This is a genomic window from Halobacillus naozhouensis (assembly GCF_029714185.1).
In the GTDB taxonomy this organism is placed as follows: Bacteria; Bacillota; Bacilli; order Bacillales; family Halobacillaceae; genus Halobacillus_A; species Halobacillus_A naozhouensis.
Genome location: NZ_CP121671.1, coordinates 3,955,002 through 3,967,749 on the forward strand (window position 1 = coordinate 3,955,002; position 12,748 = coordinate 3,967,749).

Sequence of the window (12,748 nt, forward strand, 5' to 3'; positions counted from 1 at the left end):
AAGCCGATCCTAGATTCCCTCTAGCATCAGCTTCTCTGGGTTATTAATTTGAAGTGTTCTTTAATTCCTCTGTCATATTTTCTGCTAAATCCGGCCTGCCATGATATTGTGCAGGCGTATTTTGAAAAAGTTCCACTTTCCACTCATGATTTATTTTCACTGCCATAAGTGTTTGATGTGCGTTAAGCTCTGGATTGAGTTCTGATTTACCAGGTGGGACCATCCCTACGATAGCACGCAGTACTGCACTTTCCTCTCCTAATAGCCGAACCTCCTTTACTTTACTAGTAAAAGGTGGAGTAGGATGCTGGGCAAAAATTTCACTAAGGTGGGTGGATATCTCGTCGGGTCCCGCTAACAAACTACCATCAAATCCAATTTGTTCCCCTGTTTCTGTATATAAGTCAGCCATTCCTTTTGCACTGCGATTATTCCACGCACGAATTAACTTTTGATAAAGGTCAGTCACTTCTTCTTTTATTCTAGTGTTATCCAACTGATTTGCCTCCTCTTATAAGATTCTAGTTACATTGAATGTATCATATCTGCCACTAGAAAACTTCTTTACAGCCATTATCACACAACCTGCCTCAAATAAGGGATTTATATCCATTTCGAAAGACCTCTTCTTAACGCCAACTTTCATAAACAGTAGGTATACGGAATTATTTTCCTTTTATTAACAGGAATTACCCTATTCCTAAGAGAAATAGTTTGTAGATTAATCTCGAGGAGGATATCTATGAAAAGTAAAGTACTAACAGCAATAGTAAGCGGTGTCTTACTGTTATCGGGAACATTCTTAACAGGAAATACCGTTCTAGCAGGGGATAACGGCCCTAGTGGACCGAACTACGGTGGAAATGAAACAATTAAAAATGAGCGTCTCCACTCCTATGATGAAATGGTGGAATTCTTAGAAAAAGCTGATAAGCGTTCGGAAGCATTAGAGCTTGAAGTGTATGGCCAGTCCGTACAAGGCAGGGATTTATACTTGGCCAACTTCGGCATCGATGAAGATAACCCTACCATATTATTTTTAACTCAGCAGCACGGGAATGAAACGCTGACAACAGAAGGCGCCCTTCAAGTCATTAAACACTTAACTTCTAACGGAAAACAAGTGCAGGAAATCCTTAATAATGTAAATGTACTAATCGCTCCACGGCTAAATGTTGACGGGGCAGAAGGTGATGTCAATTTCTCCTTGGAGGATTATGTTGCCGGCACTCACACTCGTTACAACGCAAATGGTGTTGACCTCAACCGTGACCATGTAGAGCGTAATCAGCCGGAAACAAAAGCATTACATCAAAATGTACTACAAAAATATCAGCCAGATTATATGATTGACCTGCATCATCAGGGGACTCAAACGACTTTAGGGGATACTGGGGAGCTTGTATCCGGATCTATCCTCTATCCAACTAACGAAAATGTAGATCCAGAAGTTCGGGAACAATCAAAACAGCTTGGTGCAGTCGTTTACAATGCAATTGACTCTAAAGGGTATGGTCTTATTTCCAAATACCCTGGCAGTAACAAACCAACGATCAGCAGAAACGGGTTGGCCCTAGAGTATGGAATCGCAACCTTACTACTGGAAGTGCGTGGAATGGCAGACCATTGGTACGAGGATTACGTCTTGGGACAGAAGAGTAACGGTTACCTCATACAACAGGTGGTAACAGCTATGGAAGCGAGCTTGAAGGCGCTTGCTGACGGCTCGATCCAATCCGCCGACACTTCATTCTGGGAAACCCTGCCTGAAAGTAACTACTCTGGTGAATAACCGCCAAAAGCCTTAAACCCCGATAGCCAATTCATGAGAAGTTCTATGGTATAATAGAGTAGTAAATAACTCATTAAGGGGTTTTGAGCGTCACTATTTCATTTTCTGTTGTGACTGCTTTAGTAGAATTCCGGGGCGCGATGCCAGCGGATGAATCTACTAAATTTCATTAACTATATCCTAATTATTCTTAACTTGTAATCCTAACCCCTCTAGTGCTCTGTTTTGGCACTTAGGGGGTTTTTTTCTAGACGGAGTTGCGAAAGGCGGATGAACAAATGTTTCAAGATGTCACTTTGAATGAATTATCTACTTTAAGAAACAATGGGGAGATTACCTTAATCGACGTCCGCTCCCCCTCAGAATATTACGATGCAACAATTCCCGGCAGCCTAAATATACCCGTATTTAATAACGATGAAAGAGCCGAAGTGGGGACACTGTATAAGCAAGTCAGCTCCGAGGCTGCAAAGGAGCGCGGGCTTGAAATTTTTTCTGCTAAGCTCCCCGGTTTTATTAAGAGGTTCAGTCAGATTGATACGGAGAAAGCTGTTTTCTGCTGGAGAGGCGGAATGCGTAGTGAGACTGCAGCCACTGTACTTGATTTAATGGGAATTCATGTATACCGATTACAAGGAGGTATCCGCAGTTATCGCCAGTGGGTCATTCAGACATTGGATCAGTTGGAATTCAAACCGCGGACTTATGTTCTTAACGGATATACGGGGTCTGGAAAAACTACTATCTTACGACAACTTCAAAAAGAAGGATATCCCGTTCTTGATTTAGAAAAATTGGCCAATCACAGAGGATCTATATTCGGGCAGATCGGACTTGAACCCAATAATCAAAAGAAATTTGAGTCACTTCTTGTGCAAGATCTGTTGCGTTTACAACAATCACCGTACACCCTTCTTGAAGGAGAGAGCAAGCGGATCGGCAAGGCCGTTCTGCCAGACTTTTTATTTAATAAAAAGGAGCAAGGCACCCAGCTCTTTATTGACTTGCCTTTGAACGAAAGGATACTGAACATTTTAGATGAGTATCAGCCATGGGATCACCAGGAGCAATGTATCGAAGCTTTTCGGATTATCAAAAAGCGAATCCATACACCGATTGCTAAACAAATTGAGAGTCACCTTGAAAATGGGGAGTTTTACTCAGCTGTTCAATTGCTGCTCGAGTATTATTATGACCCTCTCTATGATCGCACGGCTGAGCAATATTTGGACAAAATCACCATTCAAGCAAACAATATCACTGAAGCAATAAAAGGTGTTAAAACTATCGTGCATGAAATACCAGTAAGATAAGGATAACTTCCTTTTTTGACAGGTCACCCTTTGGCGGGTGGTGCCTGTCAAACTAATTATATGAAGTAGTACAGATGGGGTTGCATCCTCGCTAGTTTCAGCTACCTCTACCCTCTCATTTCAAAGTTACTTTCAGAAAGGTCCCCCAATTAACAGTAACTTCACAATTATTAAACACTTTATTAAAAGAACTTTGCTAGTTTATTAATAGATACCTTATGAAGGTTCTTTTAATAATTAAAGGGGGCATCTTTCATGAACGGCAAATCTAACATAAATAGACGTGACTTTTTTAAGATTAGCGGAATGAGTACTGCGGCGATAGCACTTGGAACTTCAGGCATCCTTTCCCTTGGCAGCAAGAACGCCTCAGCAGCACCTGGGAAGCCAAAAGCGGTGGGCGGCTATGGACCTTTGGTAAAAGATCCTGGCGGCATTCTTGATCTGCCTCGAGGATTCCAATACCGTATTATCTCTGAGGAAGGCGGTAAGCTTTCGGACGGCCGCCCTATACCGGAGAACTTTGATGGGATGGCCGCCTTCAATGGTCCCCACAATTCCACGGTACTAGTTCGTAACCACGAATTGAGCGGGAATCCCAAGTATCCTGTTATTGGTAAAAACCCATATCACAAAGATAATACGGGCGGTACTACAGCTTTAGTAGTAGATCCAAATCGCAAAGTAAGCAGTGAATATGTATCATCTGCAGGAACCATTCGAAACTGCGCCGGTGGGGCAACTCCATGGGGAACTTGGCTGACTTGTGAGGAAACACTTGAGGAAGGTCACGGCTATGTTTTTGAGGTCGATCCTCATGACCCGGAAAATAAAATGTCCAAAACCCCGATCAGAGAAATGGGCGCCTTTTCACACGAAGCAACGGCCATAGACCCTGCTACAGGGGTTGTTTATCTGACTGAAGACGGTGGTCCAAGCTATCTCTATCGGTTCCTGCCAAATGATCGGAGTCAAAAGGTTGGTGCCCTTCAAAAAGGTGGTACATTACAGGCTGCTGCTATGGAAGAGATGAGCTCAGCTAGTACTAGCGACTTTTATACAGGGCAAAAGTTTGGAATCGTTTGGAAGGATGTTGATCCGGAAAAACCTACATTCGATGCAGGTCAAAAAGGCTGTATTCCTTTCAGCCGTCTGGAAGGGGCTTATTTTGAAGGAGGTGTATTCTGGTTTGACGATACATCGGCAGGTGATAAAAATTTAGGCCGTGTTTACCGTTATATACCGGCTACTAATACATTAGAACTTTTTTACGAATCAACGGCAGCCAATGACTTAGAAATGCCCGATAACATCTGTATTACTCCATGGGGAGATTTGTGGATTTCGGAAGACGGCGGCGGGGTTGATCGAATCATCGGAATTACTCCTGAGGGAGAGTCCTACATCTTTGCAGAAAATAAGATCAACGGTTCAGAATTGGCCGGGCCAACCTTCTCGACGAAGGGCAACACATTCTTCGTAAACATACAAAATCCTGGACTGACCTTTGCTATTTGGGGACCTTTTGCCCGTAAAAATGCTGGACGCAGAAGGCAAATGGGACACGCAGCACCACCATCTCAATATGCACCACAAGTTTCCGACAAACTCTCTGCATTTGCTGAAGTGCAAGGAATGTCTGATTTAGAAGCTGCTGCATTCCAGCGTCACGGCATGCCAATTTTATAAGAAACGATTGAAAACTAACCAACATAAGAAAAGTGTGAGCAGGTAAATCAACTGCTCACACTTTTCTTTGTCTAAATGTTCTTGGCAACATCCCTGTTTCCATTTAAAATTCCTCTATTGAACCTTATTTACCTATTTCGTTTACGTGCTTGTTCTGCGTCTTCAAGCTGAGTAGCACCAGGATAATCTAAACTTTGATCACGGTCAGATTCTACCCTCCCAGACTTCTTAAGCTTCTTTTCTTGTCGATCTCTGCCCACTATAATTCCTCCCTTCCTTGTTATTATAAAGAGAAGCCTGGGTTGTCATACTTCCTTGAACCAATTCATTAATTCCAGATTTTAATAAGCGTGAGGAGTCCTTTTAAAATCAACCTGATGCCATAAAGGAGTAGTTCGGGAAAAGAAAATAACACGTCTGGTAACCAGCCCCATTTGCTTTCTTTGTGGGTTCTTTTATCCACCACACTCATCCTTTTAATAATCAGATTGAATCTTACCAAAGAGAAATTTGCCAATCACGAATGTCTTCTACCACTTATACGAGTGATCACCTAGAAAGTTTCAACACTTCTTCATCGATAGTTGGTTATTATCGTTCCTCCTCATAAGCAAGGATTTTCCTATGTTAAAATGGAGGCAGAAATGAGCAAGGAGAGTAGATCCAGATGGATAAACAATTAGACCATATCGGCGTTGCGGTTCGACAACTTCAGGAAAGCATAGATTTTTATCAAAATATATTAGGGGCTACGATGATCGACCGATACCGCAGTGAGACACCGGGTGTTGAAAGCGAGATTGCGATAATGGATATAAACGGGGCTCGAACTGAATTGTTGTGTCCTACGAACAACACCACCTCCCCGATTGCCCGTTTCATCAAGCAAAAAGGAAAAGGTGTTCACCACGTGGCCTACCGGGTTGAAAACCTTGATGAGGCCATAAAGTTCCTGAAAAATGATCACATTCGGGTAATGGAGGACACGAGAAGGACGAATAAACATGGACGGCAGCTGATATATTTAAATCCTGCCGATACGGAAGGAACCATCATCGAATTTTGTGATTATCCTGATGAAAAATAAGCATTACCTGCACAGCTGGGAGTGTCTTTTTCAGAAGATGCTTCCAGCTGGTTTTATGAGTCAGGAACCCCTTTCTTTCTTGCAGGATTCTCTGAGCTAATATGAAATGATTACGACTTAATCAAAAATTCTTCTATCCAAATCCTCCACGCCCGACTAAAGTAAAGAACTTTCATATGTTTGCGAGGTTCTCCTCATTCTTTAATTTTCATGCATACAAAACGGCTTCTACACCCATGCTAAAAAAATGATCTATCAACGGAAAGAGGTGCCACAATGGGTTGGTTATCGATTATTCCTTTTGTTGTCGTCATTGCTGCGGCAATTTGGACAAAGCAGGTAGTTCCAAGCTTACTATTTGCCGTGATTGTTGCCGGATATTTAGCAGAACCTCACTGGTTAAATGGCATGCTTACTGCTGTCCAATTCATTATTCAAGGGCTTCAAGATGAAAATAATTTGAAAATCATCATCTTCCTATACGCTTTTTCCGCCATGATTGGAATCGTACGCATGTCGGGGGGAATAAAGGGATTTGTTAAGGCAGCTACAGAAAAAGTAGAGAATAAGCGAGGGGCTTTTATTTTATCGTGGTTGTCTGCGTTGGGAACGTTTAGTACACCGAGTTTTCGTATTGTGACAATCGCCCCTGTAATGAAAGCAATGCGCAGAAAGATTCCCATGTCAAAACAGGAGATCGGCTTTGTTATTGAAACGACGGCCTCGCCACTCGTGGCTGTTATACCTGTGGCGACAGCATTTGTGGGCTACATGACCTCAGTTGTTGAACTTTCCATTCATCAGGCCGGGACACCCGGAGACCCCTATACCCTTTTTCTACAAAGTATTCCCTTTAACTTCTTTGCCTTTGCGATGCTGCTTCTCGGATTTTATTTAAGTTTCTTTCATCGTTCGAAAAAAAAAGCAACAGATGCGGAAAAGAAAAATAATCAAGGGAACGATCAGCAGGATGATGACCAGTGGGAGGATTGCCACCCCTCTGTGAAAAAAGACCTTCCGGCTAAACCATGGAATTTAATTTTACCGCTTGCCAGTGTCATTATCCTTACGTTTGCCTTCATGTATGCGATTGGTATCGAAAAGGGGAAATCTGGATTCCAGGCCTTAATTAATGACAATGTGCTGGGAGCCATGGTGTTAGCGGTTGTTTTAACACTGATTTGGTTTGTCGTTTACTTGAAGTTTTCTAAAGAACCACTCCGCAAACAGATGAAAGAACTGATTGAGGGCGGTAATGAGATGATGGGAGTAATCTTGCTGCTTGCGATGGTGTGGGGGTTGAGTAAGGGCACAGCCGCACTTGGCTTTGCCGAAACGATTTCCTCCTGGTTTAATTGGATTCCATCTGGATATGTAGCGGTTGTTATTTTTGTTCTAGGTTGTGGACTTGCCTATTTCATTGGATCAGCGTGGGGCGCCTGGGGAATTCTGATGCCTGTTGCTCTTTCTATTGCAGTAACGGCAGGAAGCTTTCTCCCCATTGTGATTGGAGCCGTGTTCGCGAGTGGGACATTCGGGGCCTTTGCTTCCCCTCTAAGTGATGATACAAATACGACGGCAGGAATATTGAATTTAAATACGATCGAGTATGCCAAATTTAAGCTCAAGCCTGGACTAATGGCAGCTGGTGTAGCAGCTTTAGGTTACCTAGCGTTAGCGATATTTATGTAAAAATCCTCACCTGTACAGGTGAGGATTTTGATCGCTTAAAAGGTTTTTAGAGCGTATGAGCTCTTGATCGTTATAATCAATAAGCGAGCGCTTCGGAAATAATATTGAGCGATCATGAATTATTAACCGATCACAGCCTGAAGGATGGCTTTTTGTACGTGTAAACGATTTTCGGCTTGCTGAAATACTGCCGAGCAAGGTCCGTCAATGACGCTTGTGGTCACTTCCTCTTCACGGTGTGCTGGTAGGCAATGCAAGAAATGAACATCCGCTTTAGCTTCCCCAAGCATTTGTTGATTAACTTGGAACCCCTCAAATGCTTTCAAACGTTCTTCCGCTTCTTCCTCTTGCCCCATGCTTGCCCAGACGTCCGTATAAACGACATCAGCTTTTTTTACGGCTTGCATGGGATCATGTTCGACAACAACAGACCCTTTATTTTCTAATGCAATTTGCTCAGCTTTTGCCAGAATTTCCGCATCAGGTTCATATCCTTTTGGAGAAGCGATCACAATCTCCAAGCCCATCATCGCTCCAAGAATCATAAAGGAGTGAGCCACATTATTTCCATCTCCAATATACACAGCCTTGACACCCGTCAGTCTTCCTTTTAACTCAAGGATGGTGAAAATGTCTGCAAGAGCCTGACAGGGATGATATCGATCACACAGGCCATTAATAACAGGTATGGAAGCGTGTTGGGCAAGCTCCTGCAACTTTTCATGTGACGTCGTGCGATACATAATGGCATCCACATACCCTGACAGCACCTTTGCCGTGTCCGAAATGCTTTCACCGCGGCCAACTTGAATATCACGTGTGTTTAAATAGAGGGCATGCCCTCCCATCTGAATCATCCCCACCTCAAAGGAGACACGAGTTCGAGTGGATGACTTCTCAAAAATCATGCCTAGTGTTTTTCCTGACAAAATATTGTTATGAGGGCTTTCCTTTAGATGTTGGGCTTGAGCCAGCAAGCTGGATACATCAGACTGGGAGAAATCGAACCAGGTGCTGATATCTCTCCCTTTCAGTGAGTGTGTGGGGCTGATCATTTGGTGCGTTAAGTTCATCCTAATCTCACTCCTTCATTTAAACTCCCGGGCAGCGGGGTAGGTAGATATGGACATAAATGTAGTGAAGCAAGGTAAGCTTCAAACGTCTCTTTTTGACTAAACACCGTGACACCATATTTCAATGCTTGAATTCTTCTTTCCTTAGCCTCAGTGGTCTGCTGATCATTCACATAAATGCTTGCTTCTTTCGTCTGTATCCATTCTGAAAAAGGAAGTTGACTTGGTAAGTCTACATAAGCATATCCCGCTTCAACAAAGCTTACATTTTCCTCATAAAAATGAGGCAGGTGCTCGAATACTTTGGCCAGTGCTTCCTGGACTGTTCCACCCAGGCACATGCCTTCCCCTGTTGACTTCATGTTCGCATTAAGCTTATGATCAAGCTCTGGTAAAGCGTGAGAAGAAAATAGCGGATATTTCACGGCTACATGTTCAAATTCGGGCGGCTTCACTTGATCTAAATGACAAGAAACATCACCCGCCAGGACGCGTGTCGCCAGATCAATCAATGAACGGCTGGACACCTTGCTCACGATCGGAACGGTACGGCTTGCCCGCGGGTTCACTTCAAGTACATAGACTACGTCCTCTTTCAGTAGGAATTGAATATTCATAATACCTTTATAAGATGTATGCTGAACAATTTTGCTCGCATATTCCTTAATCGTTATCTTCACATTTTCCTGTAAAGTGGATGGAAAAATCGCCATACTGTCACCGGAGTGAACCCCGGCAGGTTCCACATGCTCCATGATTTCGGGGATACATATATGCTCCCCGTCAGCGACAAGATCCACCTCTGCTTCCTGACCTGTTATAAATTCGTCCAGCACGATCGGATAATGACGAGCATCTGTGCCTGCAAGTGCAGCCTTAAGTTCATGCTCGCTGCTTACTTTTACCATTCCTTGACCGCCAATAACGTAAGAGGGGCGGCAGAGGAGTGGATACGTATAAGTACTTGCAGCGAGTAAAGCTTCCTCAAAGGTGTGGCAGACTGCTCCAGGAATGTGCGGGACTTCCAAGCGTTTTAACATTGAATAAAATTGTTCACGGTCTTCAAGCTGGGCGATCGTATCAACAGGTACGCCGGCCAGGGGAATGCCCGCCCCTTCTAATTGAGCAGCCAGGTTGATAGCAGTTTGACCGCCGAATTGTGTGTAGACCTGGTCAATTTGTTCGTGTTCTACGACGGCCTCGATGATTTCTTTTGTGATCGGTTCAAAGTATAGACGATCGGCTGTTTCGTAATCGGTGCTGACAGTTTCTGGGTTATTGTTGATCATGATCGTTGTCCATCCCAGTCCCTTTAATGTTTCGATAGCCTTGACAGCACTGTAGTCGAATTCAACGCCTTGACCGATCCGAATCGGGCCTGCTCCAACAATCAATGCTTTCTTAGTTGAGGGAAGTGGATCTATTTCGTTTACACCAGAATAGGTCGCATAGACATAGTTTGTAGCTGCTTCAAATTCAGCTGCACATGTGTCGACCATTTTATAGCTTGGATAAAGGCGGTAACTTTTTCTCAGCTGTGTGATGGCCGCTTCTGATGTTTGCAGCAGTTTCGCGATGCTTGCGTCTGTGTACCCGTAAACTTTAGCTACATTTAACAACGGCTCAGGCAACGTCTCGGTCGTGCAGACTTGCAGTTTATTCTCAACCTCCACAATGTTTTGTAAAATACTTAGGAAAAATAGATCGATGGCCGTTTCTTTATGAATTTGTTCAATCGTTTCTCCTTGTCTCAGCAAATCCAGAATTGCAAAGTAGCGTAGGTCTGTCGGCTGTGTAAGATGTGTTTTTAACTGAGCAGGATCAAGTTCAGGAATAGACTGGTCGAGTGACGCTACAGCCTTTTGAAAAGCACCCTCGAGTGTACGATCAATGGCCATCACCTCACCGGTGGCTTTCATTTTCGTTCCCAGTTTACGGTCAGCTTCTGAAAATTTATCGAATGGCCACCTTGGAAATTTAACGACTACATAATCCAATGCCGGTTCAAAACTCGCATACGTTGTGCCTGTGAGCGGATTTTTCAATTCATCAAGTGTATAACTCAGTGCTAGCTTGGTCGCCATTTTAGCTATAGGATAGCCAGTCGCCTTCGATGCAAGGGCGGAAGAGCGGCTTACCCTTGGGTTGACTTCAATGACATAATATTGATTACTGTTTGGATCAAGGGCAAATTGGACATTACAGCCGCCAACCACCTCGAGTTCCGAAATAATAGTAAAAGCCGCTGTCCGAAGCATTTGGTATTCTTGATCTGTCAGCGTCTGCGACGGTGCAATAACGATGGAATCGCCTGTATGAACGCCAACCGGATCGAAGTTCTCCATATTACATACAGAAATACACGTACCTTTTTGATCACGCATGACTTCATATTCAACTTCTTTAAATCCAGCAATACTCTTCTCTAAAATAACCTGACCAATGGGGCTGGCCTTTAAGCCGTTGTGAATGAGTTCCTCAAGTTCTGATTCGCTATCAGCAATCCCGCCGCCGCGTCCGCCAAGAGTGTAGGCCGGGCGACTAATAACAGGGTAGCCAACTTGTTTGGCGAAGACTTTCGCACTCTGCACAGTTTCGATCACTTCACTCTCAGGGACTGGTTGATTAAGTTGACTCATTAGTTTACGAAATAGTTCACGGTCTTCCCCTTTTTGTATCGATGCCACACTTGTTCCTAAAAGTTTTATATTATATTTCGTTAAAATACCTTGTTGATCGAGTTCAACAGCCAAATTTAGAGCTGTTTGGCCGCCAAGTCCAGCCAGCAGGGCGTCCGGCTGTTCCTTCTGGATGATGGCCTCAATGCTGTTCACTGTGAGCGGTTCGCAATAAACGGTATCGGCCATCGTCGTATCTGTCATAATGGTCGCTGGGTTATTATTGACGAGGACGACGCTAAATCCTTCCTCCTTCAGGGCAAGACATCCTTGTGTCCCGGAGTAATCGAATTCTGCGGCCTGCCCGATCAGGATCGGTCCAGACCCGATGACGAGAATCTTCTTAGACATAAGCTTTCTCCCCTTTCTTCGCCCTCACCATATTAAGAAAATCATCAAACAACCATAAGGCATCCTCAGGCCCAGGATTTGCTTCCGGATGAAATTGTGCGGATAAAACAGGTAAATGACCATGCTTCAGCCCTTCCAGTGACTGATCATTTACGTGAATGAAGCACGGGTGAAGTTCCGTACTCGCCAAGCTTTCTTCATCAACAACGTAATTATGATTTTGCGAAGTGAGGAAAACTCTCCCGGTCTCGAGATCTTTCACAGGATGGTTCGCACCACGGTGCCCGAACGAAAGCTTCTCCGTGTTCGCCCCAAACGCAAGCGCAATTACCTGATGGCCGAGACAAATTCCAAGGGACGGGCAGGATTCCAGCACGTGTTTTATTTTTGATAAATAGGGTGCTGCATCTTTAGGGTCACCAGGGCCATTGGAAAGAACGACACCATCTGGCTTGAGTTCATCTATGGCATGGAGTTCAGTGAAGGGAACAACGGTCACGCGAACACCTTTTTCCAAAAGATGACGTAAAATGGAATGCTTGGAGCCGAAGTCAATTAAGACGATATGTTCAGCTCCGTGACCATGGGAGGTCAGATTCGCCCCCTTAACTTGATAAATTTGATTGGTAATTTGGGTGCTCACAGGCTTGCTTGGTTTGGCTGCCAATACCGCCTGACGTGTACCTCCTGTTCGAATCGCTTTCGTCACTTCACGAGTATCTACTGCTGTTAAAAAAGGGACCCTTTTATCGTGAAGGTAGTCCTTGAGTGATGTTGTGGCCTTATAGTGCGAGGCTGTGTCAGCACAATGCAGCATCACAACCCCTTTCACTTGTGGCAGCTCACTTTCAAAATCCTCTTCGTTGATCCCGTAGTTTCCAATGAGCGGGTATGTGAAAACAACGATTTGACCTTGATAGGAGGGATCGGTGAGTACTTCCTGATAACCGGTCATGCCGGTGAAAAAGACAATTTCGCCTTCGATGGGGTCTGCCCAGTCTTCAGACGCTATGCCTTGAAATTGTTGGCCGTCTTGTAAGGTAAGAAATCCTTGTTGCATGCCTAACACCTCG

General features: G+C 44.1%; 10 protein-coding genes. 5 read left to right on the forward strand and 5 right to left on the reverse strand.

Annotation, left to right across the window (positions count from 1 at the left end; translation table 11 throughout):
• Window positions 1-43 precede the first annotated feature (43 nt).
• A complete protein-coding gene (locus P9989_RS20210; RefSeq protein ID WP_283076639.1) occupies window positions 44-496 on the reverse strand; it encodes an SgcJ/EcaC family oxidoreductase in 453 nt (150 codons plus the stop codon).
• Window positions 497-742: 246 nt separating this feature from the next.
• Between P9989_RS20210 and P9989_RS20215 the strand changes: the two genes are divergently transcribed.
• The 3 genes from P9989_RS20215 (at window position 743) to P9989_RS20225 (ending at window position 4,794) form a co-directional block, all read left to right on the forward strand.
• Window positions 743-1,792, forward strand: a complete 1,050-nt coding sequence (locus P9989_RS20215) for a M14 family metallopeptidase (protein WP_283076640.1) — start codon at window positions 743-745, stop codon at window positions 1,790-1,792.
• 278 nt (window positions 1,793-2,070) lie between these two features.
• Window positions 2,071-3,105, forward strand: coding sequence for a tRNA 2-selenouridine(34) synthase MnmH (gene mnmH, locus P9989_RS20220; RefSeq protein ID WP_283076641.1), 1,035 nt, complete (start codon window positions 2,071-2,073; stop codon window positions 3,103-3,105).
• A 255-nt stretch (window positions 3,106-3,360) separates the two neighbouring features.
• On the forward strand, window positions 3,361-4,794 hold the full coding sequence (locus P9989_RS20225; RefSeq protein ID WP_283076642.1) for an alkaline phosphatase PhoX: 1,434 nt from the start codon (window positions 3,361-3,363) through the stop codon (window positions 4,792-4,794).
• 128 nt (window positions 4,795-4,922) lie between these two features.
• On the opposite strand, the gene P9989_RS20230 is transcribed toward P9989_RS20225, so the two are convergent.
• The gene (locus P9989_RS20230; protein ID WP_283076643.1) at window positions 4,923-5,054 is read right to left on the reverse strand and encodes a YpzI family protein; all 132 of its coding nucleotides are present in this window, start codon (window positions 5,052-5,054) and stop codon (window positions 4,923-4,925) included.
• A 407-nt stretch (window positions 5,055-5,461) separates the two neighbouring features.
• On the opposite strand from P9989_RS20230, the gene P9989_RS20235 reads away from it, so the two are divergent.
• Window positions 5,462-5,881: a VOC family protein gene (locus P9989_RS20235; RefSeq protein ID WP_283076644.1), complete on the forward strand. Its 420-nt coding sequence runs from the start codon at window positions 5,462-5,464 to the stop codon at window positions 5,879-5,881.
• A 276-nt stretch (window positions 5,882-6,157) separates the two neighbouring features.
• Entirely contained in the window at window positions 6,158-7,573 is a 1,416-nt protein-coding gene (locus P9989_RS20240; RefSeq protein WP_283076645.1) for a Na+/H+ antiporter NhaC family protein, read from the forward strand.
• 122 nt (window positions 7,574-7,695) lie between these two features.
• Here P9989_RS20240 and argF read toward each other — a convergent pair whose 3' ends face one another.
• Genes argF through P9989_RS20255 form a run of 3 tightly spaced genes read right to left on the reverse strand, consistent with a single transcriptional unit; the run spans window position 7,696 to window position 12,735 of the window.
• Window positions 7,696-8,646: an ornithine carbamoyltransferase gene (argF, locus tag P9989_RS20245; protein ID WP_390305644.1), complete on the reverse strand. Its 951-nt coding sequence runs from the start codon at window positions 8,644-8,646 to the stop codon at window positions 7,696-7,698.
• Window positions 8,643-11,675, reverse strand: a complete 3,033-nt coding sequence (gene carB / locus P9989_RS20250; RefSeq protein WP_283076646.1) for a carbamoyl-phosphate synthase (glutamine-hydrolyzing) large subunit — start codon at window positions 11,673-11,675, stop codon at window positions 8,643-8,645. Before carB ends, argF begins: the two co-directional genes overlap by 4 nt.
• Entirely contained in the window at window positions 11,668-12,735 is a 1,068-nt protein-coding gene (locus tag P9989_RS20255; protein ID WP_283076647.1) for a carbamoyl phosphate synthase small subunit, read from the reverse strand. Before P9989_RS20255 ends, carB begins: the two co-directional genes overlap by 8 nt.
• Window positions 12,736-12,748 lie beyond the last annotated feature (13 nt).